General features: G+C 46.7%; 17 protein-coding genes. 8 read left to right on the forward strand and 9 right to left on the reverse strand.

The genetic code is table 11. The annotated features are described in order from the left end of the window. Positions 1-87: 87 nt before the first annotated feature. Positions 88-1,254 (reverse strand): aminotransferase class V-fold PLP-dependent enzyme, encoded by a 1,167-nt coding sequence (locus tag RIG61_08405; GenBank protein MEQ9619179.1) that lies wholly within the window; start codon positions 1,252-1,254, stop codon positions 88-90. Positions 1,255-1,378: 124 nt separating this feature from the next. On the opposite strand from RIG61_08405, the gene RIG61_08410 reads away from it, so the two are divergent. Further along, positions 1,379-1,597: a cold shock domain-containing protein gene (locus RIG61_08410; protein MEQ9619180.1), complete on the forward strand. Its 219-nt coding sequence runs from the start codon at positions 1,379-1,381 to the stop codon at positions 1,595-1,597. 156 nt (positions 1,598-1,753) lie between these two features. Continuing rightward, positions 1,754-2,512 carry a DUF4159 domain-containing protein gene (locus tag RIG61_08415; GenBank protein ID MEQ9619181.1) on the forward strand — a complete coding sequence of 253 codons (759 nt, stop codon included), beginning with the start codon at positions 1,754-1,756 and terminating at the stop codon, positions 2,510-2,512. A gap of 539 nt (positions 2,513-3,051) precedes the next feature. Here RIG61_08415 and RIG61_08420 read toward each other — a convergent pair. Next, complete coding sequence (locus RIG61_08420) at positions 3,052-3,837, reverse strand: VOC family protein (GenBank protein ID MEQ9619182.1); 786 nt, start codon at positions 3,835-3,837, stop codon at positions 3,052-3,054. 402 nt (positions 3,838-4,239) lie between these two features. On the opposite strand from RIG61_08420, the gene RIG61_08425 reads away from it, so the two are divergent. Then, positions 4,240-4,656, forward strand: coding sequence for an EamA family transporter (locus tag RIG61_08425; GenBank protein ID MEQ9619183.1), 417 nt, complete (start codon positions 4,240-4,242; stop codon positions 4,654-4,656). Positions 4,657-4,689: 33 nt separating this feature from the next. On the opposite strand, the gene epsC is transcribed toward RIG61_08425, so the two are convergent. After that, complete coding sequence (gene epsC / locus RIG61_08430; GenBank protein MEQ9619184.1) at positions 4,690-5,394, reverse strand: serine O-acetyltransferase EpsC; 705 nt, start codon at positions 5,392-5,394, stop codon at positions 4,690-4,692. Between the two features lie 38 nt (positions 5,395-5,432). Then, positions 5,433-6,089, reverse strand: a complete 657-nt coding sequence (locus RIG61_08435; GenBank protein ID MEQ9619185.1) for a glycerophosphodiester phosphodiesterase family protein — start codon at positions 6,087-6,089, stop codon at positions 5,433-5,435. A gap of 145 nt (positions 6,090-6,234) precedes the next feature. Here RIG61_08435 and RIG61_08440 point away from each other — a divergent pair, with 145 nt between their 5' ends. After that, positions 6,235-7,068, forward strand: a complete 834-nt coding sequence (locus tag RIG61_08440; GenBank protein MEQ9619186.1) for a decaprenyl-phosphate phosphoribosyltransferase — start codon at positions 6,235-6,237, stop codon at positions 7,066-7,068. On the opposite strand, the gene RIG61_08445 is transcribed toward RIG61_08440, so the two are convergent. Both RIG61_08445 and cofE read right to left on the reverse strand, forming a co-directional pair. Further along, positions 7,003-8,808 carry a tetratricopeptide repeat protein gene (locus RIG61_08445; protein ID MEQ9619187.1) on the reverse strand — a complete coding sequence of 602 codons (1,806 nt, stop codon included), beginning with the start codon at positions 8,806-8,808 and terminating at the stop codon, positions 7,003-7,005. The genes RIG61_08440 and RIG61_08445 overlap by 66 nt on opposite strands. Positions 8,809-8,914: 106 nt before the next feature. Further along, entirely contained in the window at positions 8,915-9,694 is a 780-nt protein-coding gene (cofE, locus tag RIG61_08450) for a coenzyme F420-0:L-glutamate ligase (GenBank protein ID MEQ9619188.1), read from the reverse strand. Between the two features lie 227 nt (positions 9,695-9,921). Here cofE and RIG61_08455 point away from each other — a divergent pair, with 227 nt between their 5' ends. Further along, complete coding sequence (locus RIG61_08455; GenBank protein MEQ9619189.1) at positions 9,922-10,353, forward strand: hypothetical protein; 432 nt, start codon at positions 9,922-9,924, stop codon at positions 10,351-10,353. Positions 10,354-10,504: 151 nt separating this feature from the next. After that, positions 10,505-11,146, forward strand: coding sequence for a DUF1579 domain-containing protein (locus RIG61_08460; GenBank protein MEQ9619190.1), 642 nt, complete (start codon positions 10,505-10,507; stop codon positions 11,144-11,146). 15 nt (positions 11,147-11,161) lie between these two features. Here the strand turns inward: RIG61_08460 and RIG61_08465 are convergent, their stop codons facing one another. Both RIG61_08465 and RIG61_08470 read right to left on the reverse strand, forming a co-directional pair. Beyond that, a complete protein-coding gene (locus RIG61_08465) occupies positions 11,162-12,037 on the reverse strand; it encodes a sterol desaturase family protein (GenBank protein MEQ9619191.1) in 876 nt (291 codons plus the stop codon). 161 nt (positions 12,038-12,198) lie between these two features. Next, positions 12,199-12,753: a thioredoxin family protein gene (locus tag RIG61_08470; GenBank protein ID MEQ9619192.1), complete on the reverse strand. Its 555-nt coding sequence runs from the start codon at positions 12,751-12,753 to the stop codon at positions 12,199-12,201. Between the two features lie 313 nt (positions 12,754-13,066). Between RIG61_08470 and RIG61_08475 the strand changes: the two genes are divergently transcribed. Together RIG61_08475 and RIG61_08480 are read left to right on the forward strand one after the other, a co-directional pair. Further along, on the forward strand, positions 13,067-13,648 hold the full coding sequence (locus tag RIG61_08475) for a TetR/AcrR family transcriptional regulator (GenBank protein MEQ9619193.1): 582 nt from the start codon (positions 13,067-13,069) through the stop codon (positions 13,646-13,648). A 65-nt stretch (positions 13,649-13,713) separates the two neighbouring features. After that, positions 13,714-14,793, forward strand: coding sequence for a methyltransferase domain-containing protein (locus RIG61_08480; protein ID MEQ9619194.1), 1,080 nt, complete (start codon positions 13,714-13,716; stop codon positions 14,791-14,793). 72 nt (positions 14,794-14,865) lie between these two features. On the opposite strand, the gene RIG61_08485 is transcribed toward RIG61_08480, so the two are convergent. After that, positions 14,866-15,132, reverse strand: coding sequence for a hypothetical protein (locus RIG61_08485; GenBank protein MEQ9619195.1), 267 nt, complete (start codon positions 15,130-15,132; stop codon positions 14,866-14,868). Positions 15,133-15,137: the final 5 nt, after the last annotated feature.

A 15,137-nucleotide genomic window follows, 5' to 3' on the forward strand; every position in this document is an offset into this window, starting at 1 on the left:
ATTCTAATACGTTTAATATTACAGCTTTTTTGAATTTTTGTGTAGAATTTTGTGTTATTTGAATGCGGTTAATTACGGGACAGGGACCTACAACCCGGGCACCAGCCGGTCAATAGACTTAAACAGTATTAATATTTCTTCTTCGGTGTTATAGAAGTGCGGCGCCACCCTTAAAGCCCCGCCCCTGTAGTTGACAATAATATTCGAGGCCCATAATTTTTCCCTCAATTCCGCGGGGTCAAAACCCCCGGAGAACGAGACTATGCCCCCTCTTTCCTGACGGTTACGGGGAGTTCTTAGACGAAATCCCCTCTTTAGAGCCTCATCCATTATCACATCACCGAGCTCATGTACCTTCTCGCCTATCCGGTCAATGCCTATTTCAAACAAAAGGTCGAGGGAAGCGCCTAAAGCGAATATGCCCATAACGTTAAATGATCCCTCTTCGAACCTTAGAGCGCTGTCTTTCAGAGTAAGGTCTATCTTTTCAAAGTTATTATCCTCCTTAACGCTCTTCCACCCGATCAGATTAGGGCTCAAATTTCCTGCGAGCTCCTTTCTGCAATAGAAGATTCCAGTCCCCTCGGGCGCGAGGAGCCACTTGTGCCCGTCCGCCGCCAGAAAATCCACATTGTATTTTTCCACATCCATAGGGACTACTCCGAGGCTCTGAATAGCGTCGACAAAGAAGAGTATGCCGTTGTGCCTGCATAGAGCGCCTAGCTTACAGAGATCAATCATGAAACCGTTTACGGACTGCACGGAACTCATTGTGATAAGCTTTGTCCGCGAATCTATCAGCTTCTCAATATCCTCGAGTAATATCCGGTCCTTGTTAAAGGGAATGAGCTTGACTTGAACCCCCTTTTTTTCCAAGGCAAGCCACGGGTATATATTGGAAGGGAATTCTCTCTCGAAAACAAGCACATTATCCCCCTCCCTCCAGTCAAGTCCTCCTGCAACTATTGAAATCCCGTGTGATGTGTTTTTAACGAATGCTATTTCTTCCGTATCGGCGCCCACGAGTCTTGCGCAACCGGACCTTACTTCTTCTACTCTATCCATCCAGGAATCATAATTAATTATCGCTTTACCGGCAGCTTCCGTGAGGAATCGCTCGACCTCTTTTTTCACCCTAAGCGACACAGGCACTACTCCCGCATGGTCCAGGTAAACGCTCTGCTCGGTAATCGGGAATTCCCGTCTGTAAAATTCCGGAGACTGTCCTTGATTATTCTTTTTGTTATTGCTCATCGAGGCATAAAACTAACGCAAACCGGTCGCGCTATCAAATTGCCGCACAAAATACAATTTGACAAAATAAAAAAAAAGTGAGATATTTGGTTTTGAAGTATATTTTCAGGAGGAAAGCTTTTTTATGCAGGGTAAAGTGAAGTGGTTTAATAGCTCAAAAGGCTACGGATTTATTCAGTCCGATGAAGTTGGTAAAGATATATTTGTACACTACAGCGTCATTGAGGGCGATGGATATAAAAGCCTTACTGAAGGCGAAACCGTAGAATTCGACATTACAGAGGGGCCAAAAGGACCTCAGGCAACAAAAGTTGTCAAGGTGAGCTCGGAACAGGCTTCTTAGATTTAATTATATTAGAATGGCAATAAGCTCTCTTTCTAGGAAGATTCCAAATATATTGCTGATCAGTATAGTTGTACTCGTCTAAGTTCGCGGGACTACATAGGAGCGTTATATTAACTTGACACCCATTGGTAATACCCGCAATATTTTATTAGAGTGTCCACTAGAAGAGAATTCCTCAGAAACATCCTGGCCTTGAGTGTAGGAGCTATTTCAGCTCCGCTTCTGGGACTTTATGAAGGATCGAAGTTCCGTTTCACCCAGATATCATATTCCGGCGATTGGGACCCGAGACCCAGAGCGTATAAAAGGCTCATGAGCGCAATTGAGCTAAGAACGAGCGTGACGGCTTCCTACGACAGGAAAGTCGTCAACTTAAACGAGGCCGATCTATTTAATTACCCCTTTCTCTATATTGCGGGGGATGAGAGCTTCGAGCCTTTCACGGACGAGGAAAGGAGGAGGCTAAGAAAGTTTTTGAAGCTCGGGGGAACTCTTGTGATCGACGATGTTTCAGGATTAGACGCGTCGCCGTTTGACTCGCAGATAAGGAATGAGCTTGCAAGCATAATCCCCGAAATACCACTCGCCCGGCTTCCACAGGACCACGTGGTTTTCAAATCCTTTTATCTCCTCTACTCCGCAAGCGGCAGAAAAATCGTGAGTCCTTATCTCGAAGGCATAACTTTCAGCGACGAGGATAGAACCGCGGTGTTCTATTCGAGAAACGACCTGGGAGGAGCGTGGTCGGAGGACGAATTCGGAAAGTGGGAGTATGAATGTATTCCGGGCGGGGAATCCCAAAGGGAGCTTGCGTTCAGACTCGGAATCAATATGGTTCTTTACGCGCTTACGGGAAATTACAAAAAGGATCAGATACACATTCCGTTTATTAAACGCAGACAGCTCCTATAGTAAGGAGCCCGTTCATCTTCTCAAATAACATCCGGCCCCGGAGAATTTTTACCTGCTCGACACCGGCTTTCATTATCGATGGGATACTCCGAATAGAACCGGGCAAAGCTCTATTATAATAAAACATGGAAGAAAACGGATACTGCCCGCTTTGCAACCGTCCGCTCCCCGAGAAACCAAGCAGACACCATCTTGTACCGCGAACTTTTCGAGGAAAGAAAACGGTGTTCCTTCACAGAATATGCCACAGGCAAATACACGCCAATTTTACTGAAAGAGAATTGCTAAATTACTACAATACAATAGACCGAATTCTGGAAAACGAAAATATAAAAAAGTTCGTTTCGTGGGTTAAGAACAAGCCTCCCGGATTCCACGTTAGGACAAGACGGTCATCCGGAAGAAAATCCAAATAATCAAACCTGCAAATCTATCGTTTCGTAAACACTAATTAACCCGCCGTACTCAAAATACAGGTAGCAGCAGGGAGCGTTGAAAAAGCACTCGGACTCATCACCCGGAATGAGGCCCGGTCAGACCTACTTTGCAAACATTTTGATCACGGCAAACACCGCTCCCTGAGAATCTTTCAGGACCGCAATACGCCCTATGTCCGGGATATCCATTGGGGAGCTTAAAACCTCCCCACCCAGGGATGAAGTCTTATCCGCCGATTCGTCACAGTCATTTACAGCAAAATAAACAAGCCAGTAAGGGTTCATCTCCCCCAGCTGCTTATCCATTTCCATCATACCGCCGGCAGGCCTTTCGCCGTTCATAAAAACGGTATAGTTAATACCGCCCATATCCTGCTCACTCGCCGTCCAGCCGAAGAGCGCGGCATAGAACTCCCCCGATTTCTTCAAATCGTTAGTGAGAAGCTCATTCCAGCATAATGCTCCGTGTTCGTTAACCAGACGCGCCCCTATATGATTCATAGGCTGCCAGAGAGAGAGCACGGCCCCGGCGGGATCTATCAGCGCGGCCATTCGGCCTGCGTCAAACACGTCCATAGGCCCCACTATAACCTGACCGCCGGATGTCTCGGCTTTTTTTGCCGCCTCGTCAACATCCCTTACGGAAACATAACTCGCCCAGTGTGTCGGCACGTCACCGGTTTCCTGCTCAGGCCACATCTGATACATGGCCCCTACCTCTTTCCCTCCGATTGAGGCCATAGAGTAAACCTGCTCGTCCCCGATCGGAACGTCGGTAATACTCCATCCGAAAAGATTCGAGTAAAATTCCTTTGCCTTTTCCGAGTCTGAGGCCACGAGCTCGGGCCAGCAGAATGTCGAAGGCTCATATTCTTTCATTTCACTCATTTCATATTCCTCCGTCTCAGATCTAAATTATAAATACTCTTAATTTCTAAACACAGCATAACCCGGAAAAACCATTATATCGCAAAAAAATAATCCTTATCACATAAAAGACCGGGAATGATCTTCTGATCATCCCCGGTAGCCAGGAAGGACCCGAGGTGCTAGGGAGGGTTATGGCCCGAATAAAAGGTGGCATTTTTATTACAACACCGGGGCGTTAAGAAGATATTCAGAAAAGGTTAAGGTTATGTTAATGTTTGGGAACAGTGACGGGGCTCTGAAAACCGCATTCCGGGTATAAGTTTATAAAGAAATAATAATGCGGGGCGATTGAATCCGTGATTCGACACAAACTTAGTTATATTTCAAATGTAACTATCCGATAAAAGAGGGAGAAGAGAAATGATCGAAAGATGGTATTTGTTTACACTTCTGGCAGTCCTGTGCTTCGGATTGGGAAGTTTCTTCGGAAAGCTGGCCTCGATGAGAGACATACCCTACCGGGTGTATTTCTTCGAAGGCGTCGGCACGCTTAGCATTTTTACTGCTTTTGTTCTCTATAACAGAAATACGATATTCACTAATTTTTCGCTCAATTTTCCGGGCCTGTTGATGGGACTCACCTGGGGTATAGGGACCGTGCTCTTTATTGTCGCTCTCAAGTACGCAAAACTGTCCGTTATGGTCCCGCTTTCGGCGGTTTATCCCGCCCTTACGATCGTGCTCGCGTTCATATTTCTTGGGGAGCGCCTTGGGCCGCGGGAGATTGCCGGAGTCGGGTTTGCGCTCGTTTCAGCCGCGCTCCTTGCAAAAACCTAAATGAGTATTCAGGAATCTTACACGGGCCACGTATCATTTAACAACATGGTAGGGCTTATTCTCTCTATCGTTCCTTTCCAACTCTTCTTCAAGTAACTTGATACGCGTCTCAAGCTCAATTATTCGCTCTAAAAGAGGTTCGACAGGGTCGGGGAGCATGTTATGTTCGAGTCCCGAATAAATGGGAAATTCATCCCCGGATACAATATTCCCGGGAATACCCACGACTGTGGAGTCGGGCGGCACATCTTTTATAACCGCTGAGTTAGCCCCTATCTTGCTGTTTTGCCCGATAGTAAGAGGGCCCAGGATTTTTGCTCCGGCGCCGATAGTGACATTATCTTTTACAGTAGGATGCCGCTTCCTCCTGGTAAAATCCGTACCCCCCAGGGTAACGCCGTGATAAATAGTCACATTCTCCCCTATTTCGGATGTCTCTCCTATGACCACTCCCATACCGTGATCAATAAAAAAACTATTGCCGATCCGTGCTGCGGGATGTATTTCGATCCCTGTAAAAAAGCGCGAGATATGGGACAGCAGCCTCGCGGGGAATTTAATATTTTTCTTCCACAGGAAGTGAGAAATGCGGTGAAGTACGATCGCCTGAAAACCGGGCGAGACAAAGATGACCTCGAGTGAGTTTCTCGCCGCGGGATCCCTTTCAAACACTGCCCTGAAGTCTGATTTTATATCGCTTAAAATTCCCATTTCCGATTCCGCGACGCTATCGTGAATTCCGCCTTAAAAGCGGGTGCAGCCACAAAATACATTACCTAAATCAGGTCCGGCTTATTGGTAACTATACCCTTTATACCGATGCCCCTCAGCTGCCGTGCTTTCCCGGCCTCATCTACCGTCCATGTAAAGAGATGAAGCCCGTTTCTGCGGGCCCTGTCGGCCATACCTTTAGTAACGAACCAATGGAATGGGGCTGCTGCATCGGCCCCGCACCTTTGTGCAAGCCTTACGGGGTTAGGTGAAGCGAATAATATCAATCCCGTTCTTAAGCGGGGCTCAAGCTTCTTCACCATCCTCAAGCGTACTGATTTAAAGGAAACGATCAAAACATCCTCTATTAATCCGAAGTCCCTGACCAGGTTAACTACTTTTCCCTCTAATCCGTTTTCTTTAAGCTCGATTACAAAGCTCGTCTTTCCCCTTCCAAGCTCTAGCGCTTCTTCCAGAGTGGGAATCTTCTCACCCATCCCCGCATCAAGCTCCCTTAGTTCGGCCAGCGATTTTTGGCCGACAAGTCCCGCGCCGTTAGTAGTCCTGTCCACCCTGGCGTCATGGATAACCACGAGGCTCCCGTCTACCGATTGCCTGACATCGAACTCTATCATATCGGATTTTAACTCGACCGCTCTCTTGAACGAACGGAGTGTATTTTCAGGTTCATAAGCGCTCGCTCCCCGGTGGGCTATTTTCATAAAAGTCGATCCCTCCGATAATGTCATGCAATTAATATACACATTCTTACAAGACCTTTGCTATCTTTGACAAAAATAGTAGAATGCTATCAAAATGGTATCCCTCTTTAAAGATATTATTTATATCCTGAGGCCTCAGCAGTGGGTGAAAAATTTTTTAGTGCTCGCTCCTCCTTTTTTCGGCGGGGTTCTTTTTACAAGCACTGAAATGTTTTTAAAGATGCTTCTCGCATTTATAGCTTTTTCCCTTGCATCTTCAACCGCATATATAACGAACGACATATCGGACATCGAATCCGACCGCATGCACCCCAAGAAAAAACTGAGAGCCGTCGCGGCCGGGAGAATTGGAGTTCCGGGGGCTATTCTAGTCGCCGTAATTACACTAATCTTATCTATAGGGGCTTCACTCGCCATTGGCAAGATTTTTACTTTGATAACAGTGATATATCTTGCACTAAATTTCCTGTACTCATATTACCTCGAAAAAATAGTGATTATAGATGTCTTCACAATCGGGATAGGATTTGTGCTCAGGATAGAGGCGGGGGGCGTAGCATCAGGGATAGAAGTCTCAAACTGGCTCCTTCTCACGACATTTCTCCTATCGCTTCTGCTGGCTTTCGGGAAAAGACGTTATGAGCTTGTTATGTTCAGGAAAAACCCGAATCCCTTCAGGGAGGTCCTCTCTAAATACAGGGAAAACTTTCTGGACACCACGCTTGGTATATTCGCTACGGCAGCCATAGTCACATATTCCATATACACGGTCGAATTGGACTCCAAGGTATTCCTTGCCACTGTTCCGTTCGCATGCTACGGAGTTCTGCGTTATATGTATCTGGTTCAAACGGATACAAGCGGAGATCCGACCGAATCCTTCCTAAAAGACCTGCCGCTTTTCTTGTGCGTCCTATTGTGGTTCCTGATTACTGCCGCCATTATCTATCTCGGCAATTTCACGGGCTTCACCGAGTAAATGTTCGGGAAGACCGCTTTTAATTGCGGCTCGGGCCTCTTCGGCGGCTTTTTTCTTTTCACCTCTCCTTAAATAAATCTTTGCAAGAAGAAGGTTAGCTTTACCGTAGGAATAATAGTAGCCGAGGGCTTTTCTCAAATGTAATTCAGCCTCCCTGAAACTTTCGGCAGAGTTCGCGAGCTCGCCTTTTATGTAGTAGATGAGCCCGAGATGGTAATACGTTCTCCCGTAGTGCGGATCGTATTCACGAGCTTTAACGAACCACTTTTCCGCCTCCCGGTATTCCTCCCTCTCCAGATAGACCAAACCCAGATTGTTGGCGGTAACGGCTTTCCCCCTCGGGCTGTCATTCATTTCCTCGGACAGTGCGATTTGAAATTCCCATACTGCCTCATCGTCCCTCCCCCAATTGGAAAGCGCCAGTCCGTAGTTTGCATGGGGAAGAGGATGGCCGGGAGACTTCAGAGAGGTGTCTCGCCAGAGCTCAAGATCGTTTTTCCAAACCCCCTGCCTCTGATACGCAAAAACGGCGTATATTATTATAAGCACGAGACCCGCGCCCCGGGCAACCTTTCTCAGCCGAGCCACTTTTCCGGCTCTCACTATCCAGTAACCCAGAAGCAGACAAAACCCGGCGGAGGGAATGTACAGGTAACGCTCCGCCGCCGGGGTCGAAGCAATCGAGAAAACGGCTACCAGTACAGAGGGGCCGAGCGTAATCAATACCCATAATATACCGAACACGGTCATATTCTCTTTTTTTCTTATCGATACGACGCTGATTATAAATAAAGCGATCAAAAGTACGGCGGAAGATATAAAATAGGCTATCTCCCTCGGAACCCTGGTTATAAACGCGTTAAAATCAAACGGGAAAATAAGCTTATTAAGGTAAATCAGATACGAGTTAAAGAATACTTTCACAAACTCAATATATCCGGGGAGCTGCGAAATATTCTGATTAGCTGTCGCCGCCTTTTTCGCGCCTTCATCCAGAATTTCCTCAGACATCCCGGGTATGTACACAAATGCCCGGCCCCTTAAATACAGGTAAACAACGATGATGCCTGTATAAACTGCGTATTTAATCAGATTGCCTCTTTTGAAAAGCCTTTTATTGAGCAGATCCAGAACCAATACAAGCAACGGAAAAACTACTGCGACCTCTTTAGAGAAAAGCGCAAGAGAGAAGCTCAGGCCAGCCACTACCAAAAACACCTGCTTTCTCCAAGAAAGTATATGAGAGATGACCGAAAGAAAGAGGAATAGGGCGCAGAGAACATCCGTCCTGCCCGCCACCCACGAAACGGATTCTACATGCATGGGATGGAGGGCGAAAAGAAGCGCCGACAGAAAAGCCGCGCCTTCTTTTCTATCGAACCCCGCCTCTTTTAATATTAGAAGGACCATGAAATAGAACAGAATTACCGAAACCGAATGAAAAACTATATTTGCCAGGTGGAACCCGAATGGGGATAGACCCCAGAGCTCCTTGTCAATCACGACCGACGTATAAAACGCCGGCCTGTAGTACCGGGCCTCTTTATTTTTATTGCTTTCGGGAACAATAGCGCGGATTATGGACGGGGCATCGAATGTCACGTTGCCCTTGGTTATTACCTCGACATCGTCCCACACAAAGTCGTTTTGAAGAGATGGGGAAAATAGCGTAAAAGATACCAGAAACAAAAAAATAGCGGAGAGCAGTCTGCTTCCGATTAATTTAGATATTAATTCCATGGGTTAGCTAATTATATCACCCGGACAACTAATTTTTCATTGGCGGTTTTCTTGCAAATATGACCGGCTACCCTAAGGATTAAGCGCGCGATAACCGTGCCGGCAATTAACGGAATAAATCGTCTTCCGGAGGCCTGATAATTTCCCTTGCTCCGCCCTCTCCCTTTTCATAACCGAGCCCTCTCACGATAACGACAGGTATGGAATCGACTTTTTCCATCACGAGGCCGGCGGCTGAGGCCACTTCATCCGCAACGGCCATTACGGTTGCATTCATGACCAAACCCTTCGGATCCTTCTCCCCCCTGTAATCCTTGAGCGCCTTGATGCCGGAGCAGCCTATAGCTATATCGACGAGCCCGTCGCGCCACGGTCTCCCCACCGTATCGGTTATAATGACAGCCGCCTCAACCCCAAGCTCCGCTTTGATTCCCTCCGCAAGCTTCCCGGCCGATTCATCGGAATCGACGGGTAAAAGCGTTACACTCTCCCCGCCGGAGACGTTTGAAGCATCGACCCCGGCATTTGCCGAAATAACCCCTCCCCGCGTCTCCACGATCAGCCTCCCTTTTTCGGGCTTCCTCTGATCCATTTTGATAATTTTCGTCGTCTCGCTCAGTATCACCTCTACAAGACGCGGGTCCTTGCTCACTTCTCTCGATAGTGTTCGGGCAAACGGTGAAGGTTCTACGTCGTTTAAATTAACGATTCGATTTTCCGCTTTAGAGACTATCTTCTGAGCAACTACAACTATATCGCCGTCCTCGAGTGAAAACCCCTGCTCGGAGACCGAACGGGAAATGATTTTTACAAGGTCGTCTCCGGGCTTAATTTCAGGTATGCCCTTTACCGGTATGATGGAAACGGACTCTGCGGCATGCGTCATAGTATTAGCAGTCCCATTATAGAAATATTTAAGGAAAAATAATAGTCCAGAGGGCGGCTAATGCAAGGATTGATCTCAATTCTTGAAATATTTGAATGGATTGACCGTAGCGAAAGCACAGTTATTTATCCGCTTAATACGCGCATCCAGCCAGTAATGATTATGTACTTGACCCCGTATTTGTTCTATCCTTACACGCAGAGCCGAATAAAGAGGTATTGGATTCGATGAAAGCGCTTAGAATGATGGATGCCATAAAAAGACTTGTAAGTCTGGCAGATAAAGAAGCCTACTACCGCAGAAACGATCTTCAGATGAGATTCGCCTCCGAGGATTCTGTCTATGTTATAGGAACTAGGGAAGACGGGGCGGTTTATCTCTCGGTTTATTTCGGCTTTGAAATGGATTTTAAATTCTATTTTGAAAAAGACGGCACGCTCCTCACGGAGGAAGGCAGCACGCCGAATCTGCTTGAGTACTCGGGACTGGAGCAGGTGCTCAATCTCATCAACAATGCCGGGGATGCGCTTCTGGCGTTCGGAATGGAGGCGATAGAATCGGGCGATTACGAGTTCAACACAATGGAACAGGTAAGAGAAGAATTCGACAAAATACAGAGGGGGGACAGGAAAAAAAATGAAGATCCGGAAACACATTGACAGTGGAGAAGAGATAGTACCGCTCTCAGCCGGCGGCTCCTAGAAATCAGGTTGGCGCTATTCATATTTACGAATTAAAAAAATTCTTTCATCCCGACCGATAAATCGGTTAATATTTCAGAGTACTCAAAATATAAGGAGGGCAATGAAAATGAGCAAATACAATATAAGAACGTTTCTTTTTTCAGTTTTTTTGGTGACTTTTTGTCTGGGGATTACAGCCGTGAACGTGATCGCGCAAGACGAAACAGAACAGCCCGAAGCGGAAGCAATGGACAAAATGCATCAAGAGATGATGGCGAAGTGGAAGGAGTACGCCACTCCTGGAGAGAATCACAAAGCACTCGATCCAATGGCAGGCGAGTGGGAATATACGGCGAAATGGTGGAACACCCCCGATTCCGAGCCCGAGGTGTCAAACGGGACAAGCGAAGCAAAATGGATCATGGGTGATAGGTACCTTAAACAAAAGGTAGAAGGCACTTCAATGGGTCAGGAGTTCAAGGGTATGGGATTACTAGGATATGACAACGCCTCTAAAGAATACGAAAGCGTATGGATTGATAATATGGGGACCGGAATAATGACTGGTTCAGGCACCTACGATCCTGCCGCCAGGACATTTGAATACAAGGGAACCTACTCCTGTCCTATGGAAGACGGCAAAGATAAATCATACCGCTCCGTGACGAAAATCATGAGCGATGATAAATACACCTTTGAAATGTATATGCCGGGCCCCGAAGGTGAAGAATACCGCGCTCTTGAAATCGTATATACCAGAAAGAAATAAATAGAATATCGCAAGCTAAGGCTTTTTCTGGTACTTATTCCATAAGAAGGGGGCAACAAGCTGGTTGAGGAACGCCCTCGGCATATATTCCTTTATACCTATCGTGCCCACATGGCGGTCCCTGGGATAGTAATACGTACCGAAAAGCATATCGAAAATCATCAGGTTCTCGCCATAGTTATTATTTCCCTCTTCTATTTTTCTCGAGTGATGCCACCTGTGGAGATTAGGCGTGTTGAATACGTAGTTTAAAAGTCCTCCGTGCAGGTGCACGTTGCAATGGGTGAGTAAACCTATAAAAGCGGTTATCGAGCTGAAATAAATAAAAATATCGCCCGGCACTCCAAGTATAAAAAGAAGCGGTATGCTGAACAGCAAGCTACAGAAGGTGTCAACGAAATGGAACCTTCCCGTATTGAAGAACCATAGTTTCTCGACACTGTGGTGAACCGAATGAAAACGCCAGAGGAAATTCCACGTATGAGCCAGACGGTGCGCCCAGTAAAGACCGAATTCACTCACTACAAGCGCTATCAGCACCTGGAGTGCGGTGGGAAGACCGGAAGGCCATATGGACTGAGCGGGTTTATCACCCATTGTCTCCATGATACCGCTGATTAACAGGAGAAACAGGGCAAACTGAATGAGCCCCTTGTTGAGAAGCGTATGAGCCAGGTCCGGGAATTCCTGTCCGTCTGATCTTACCCAGTCGGCCCGGTAGGGCATAATTCTTTCCAGCAAGAAAAGAGTGCCCGCAAGTCCCAGGTAAGCCGCGTTAAAGTAAAACGTGGGTCTGCCTTTCTCGAGTCCCAGGAATATAATGTAAACGGGTATTCCCAGAAGCAGGGGCCATAAGGTATAAGCGATCGTCTCCCTGATTGCGCGCGTCACCGGAGTTTAGTCCTCGTTTTCAGAAATTCGTTTCCCCGCCACCTGAACCCTAATAATAAAGCGACTCTGAACTTATTGGCAAAGATTGTAACAAATAGATCTATTTCATACCACAGATTTTTTAAGAAAATCTTAAGACCCGACAGTAAAACGAACCTGCGCTACTTCCATTTTATATTACAGCCTATACTCGGAATCTGATCCTCTGCCACGGGCTCGCCCTTTAAAATGCTGTCCAAAGCACTTCTGATGTGCTCACCGGTAACCGGCTTTCCGTTTCCGGGCCTCGAGTCATCCATCTGCCCCCTGTAAACGCAGTTCAAATCCGAGTCGAATATATAAAAGTCAGGCGTACAGGCGGCGCCGTAAGCTCTGGCAACCTCTTGAGTCTCATCAAAGAGGTATTCAAACGGGTAGCCTAATTTCTCCGCCACTTTTTTCATGTTTGCAGGGGAGTCCTCCGGATATTTCTCCACATCGTTGGAGTTAATCGCGATGAAGGAAATCCCCTTTGGAATATAGTCATTTGCGAGCTCGACCAATCCTTTTTGTACATGCTTTACGTACGGACAGTGATTACATATAAACATTATGACAGTGGCCTCATCGGATTTAAGCTCATCAAGAGAGAGTTCTTTGTCGCCGACCGGATCCCAAAGCTTGAATCCGGGCGCTTTAGTACCTAAAGGAACCATATTAGATGGGGTAAGTGCCATTTATCTTCTTCTTATACGCTAATTCTTTTCATCGGTAAAATTTAACTACGAGAGGAGGCCGACGCAAGAGGGCTTGATGCGCCGCGGTCGTATGGGCAATACGGCCCGTCCGCGAAAAGTTACACCATATACTGAATGAGTGGGACTTTACAAAAAACTAATGACACGAGTCGTCTTTCCCAATACTTTTCTTTTCCTCTCCTGCGCACACGACTCTCCGGCTATAAACCTTTTTTCAGAATATGAACACTCGCGAAAAAAATTTACAAAAACCTCTTGACAGACAAGTCTGTCTATTTTATAATCTCTAGCCATGAATAGATTACATGCTAATTCCGCAAGGGAAAGGATAATAAAAACGGCTAACGGTCTTTTTTATAATCAGGGGTATCATCAAACGGGTATTAATCAGATAATAAAGGAATCGGGTGTCGCAAAAGCAACTTTTTACAACAATTTCAAGTCGAAGGAAGAATTATGTATCGAATACCTGAGGGAACGCGACCGCACCGATACCAACGCCACAAAGGATATGATAAACGGCATAAAAGATCCTTATCAAAAATATATGGCGATTATCAAGGGAATCTTGCAGCACATGAAAGATACTGATTTCAGGGGGTGCGCATTCGGTAATATAGCGGTTGAAATAACCGACCCCGGCCACCCGATACGAAAGGAAGTAAAACACCATGAGGACAGATTCCGTTCAATTCTACGAGATGTCATCCAGGACCTGAAAGATTCAAGCCCGAAACATAAACACATTGATGTGGATCAGCTTGTAGACACTTATCACCTTATTGTGGAAGGGGCTATAGTGGCGAGCAAGAATTATAACGATACATGGCCGATTGAACGCGCAGTAACAGCAGTCGAGAAATTAGTAGAATAATTTTCTGTCGAAAATAGACAGACCGGTCTGTGTAAAACTTAAAATACTCAAGGAGGTATTTGATTATGTGCAGCAGTTGCAACGTCAATATAAACGAGGTCAGATCGGAGCAGTTTGCCGAGAAAATGCTGACCATTCTTAATCACGGCGCCCTTAATGTAATGACTTCAATAGGGCATAGAACCGGCCTGTTCGACGTAATGAGCGAGCTTCCGCCTTCGACAAGCGAAGAGATCGCGGATAGGGCGGGGCTCGACGAGCGTTATGTCCGGGAATGGCTCGGGGCTATGGCAACAGGAGGCATAGTGGAGTACGATGAGCAAAACGGTCGATATAGCCTTCCCCCTGAGCATGCCGCATGGCTCACGCGCAGTGCGTCGCCCAACAATATAGCCGTAACGGCGCAGTGGCTTTCGGTACTGGGCGAAGTCGAAGATAAAATAGTAGAATGCTTCAAAAACGGCGGCGGCGTCCCTTATGAGGCTTACAGCCGTTTTAACGAAGTCATGGCCGAGGAAAGCCATCAGACCGTAATCACTCCTCTGGTCGATCACCTTCTTCCGCTGGTGCCTGGAATCAAGGAGAAGCTTGAGTCAGGCATCGAAGTACTGGACGTCGGATGTGGAAGCGGGTTTGCCCTTGCCGAGATGGCAAAAACCTTTCCAAACAGTAAATTCACAGGCTATGACCTCTTACCCGAGGCTATTGAAAGGGGAAGAGCTCGGGCAAGAGAATACGGCTTAGCAAATGTCACGCTCGAAGCGAAAGACGTTTCCAAATTGGATGACCTGCAGAAATTCGATTTGATAACGACCTTCGATGCCGTTCACGACCAGGCAGACCCGGACCGGGTATTGTCAAATATAAACCGGGCCTTGAAAGACGACGGAGTGTACTTTATGCAGGATATAGCGGGCTCAAGCCACGTGCATAATAACATGGAACATCCCCTGGCGCCGCTTATATACACTATTTCATGCATGCATTGCATGACGGTCTCGCTCGCGCAGGGCGGAAAAGGACTGGGGGCAATGTGGGGAAAGGAGCTGGCCTGCGAAATGTTGAAAGAGGCCGGATTTAATGAAATCGAGGTTAAAGAATTGCCTCATGACCCCATTAACTATTACTACATAGTAAAGAAATGAATAATAAATACAGGAAGGGAGAACCTAATCTCATAGCGAGAGATAATAAGGGTGCGGCTTCTGATGAAGACTCTAACGTTCCTTGGGACGGGTGTCTTCATCGGGAGCTGTTCTCGTTTGGTAGCCTTCTTCCTCCGGTATCACCTCGTTATCGGTGCTCCCACCCGGGTCATCGGTTTCGTAGGCTTCGTCCGGACCGTACCAATCCTCATAATCCAGATACTCTTCGGATTGAATCAATACCGCATCGGACGATTTAAGAGATGCCGCATAACCTGCTTTATAAAAAGAAAAGGACGAGAAAACCAGACACACTGACAGAATACCGTATTTAATCATTCTTC

The organism is Deltaproteobacteria bacterium, assembly GCA_040223695.1.
GTDB lineage: Bacteria > Desulfobacterota_D > UBA1144 > Nemesobacterales > UBA2774 > JAVKFU01.

Excerpts from the sequence above, each read along its gene's own strand:
- RIG61_08480 (MEQ9619194.1), top strand. The coding sequence starts at position 13,714 with ATGTGCAGCAGTTGCAACGTCAATATAAACGAGGTCAGATCGGAGCAG.
- RIG61_08455 (MEQ9619189.1), top strand. The coding sequence starts at position 9,922 with ATGAAAGCGCTTAGAATGATGGATGCCATAAAAAGACTTGTAAGTCTG.
- cofE (MEQ9619188.1), bottom strand. The coding sequence starts at position 9,694 with ATGACGCATGCCGCAGAGTCCGTTTCCATCATACCGGTAAAGGGCATA.
- RIG61_08405 (MEQ9619179.1), bottom strand. The coding sequence starts at position 1,254 with ATGAGCAATAACAAAAAGAATAATCAAGGACAGTCTCCGGAATTTTAC.
- RIG61_08460 (MEQ9619190.1), top strand. The coding sequence starts at position 10,505 with ATGAGCAAATACAATATAAGAACGTTTCTTTTTTCAGTTTTTTTGGTG.
- RIG61_08470 (MEQ9619192.1), bottom strand. The coding sequence starts at position 12,753 with ATGGCACTTACCCCATCTAATATGGTTCCTTTAGGTACTAAAGCGCCC.
- RIG61_08410 (MEQ9619180.1), top strand. The coding sequence starts at position 1,379 with ATGCAGGGTAAAGTGAAGTGGTTTAATAGCTCAAAAGGCTACGGATTT.
- RIG61_08445 (MEQ9619187.1), bottom strand. The coding sequence starts at position 8,808 with ATGGAATTAATATCTAAATTAATCGGAAGCAGACTGCTCTCCGCTATT.
- RIG61_08485 (MEQ9619195.1), bottom strand. The coding sequence starts at position 15,132 with ATGATTAAATACGGTATTCTGTCAGTGTGTCTGGTTTTCTCGTCCTTT.
- RIG61_08475 (MEQ9619193.1), top strand. The coding sequence starts at position 13,067 with ATGAATAGATTACATGCTAATTCCGCAAGGGAAAGGATAATAAAAACG.
- RIG61_08435 (MEQ9619185.1), bottom strand. The coding sequence starts at position 6,089 with ATGAAAATAGCCCACCGGGGAGCGAGCGCTTATGAACCTGAAAATACA.
- RIG61_08425 (MEQ9619183.1), top strand. The coding sequence starts at position 4,240 with ATGATCGAAAGATGGTATTTGTTTACACTTCTGGCAGTCCTGTGCTTC.
- RIG61_08420 (MEQ9619182.1), bottom strand. The coding sequence starts at position 3,837 with ATGAGTGAAATGAAAGAATATGAGCCTTCGACATTCTGCTGGCCCGAG.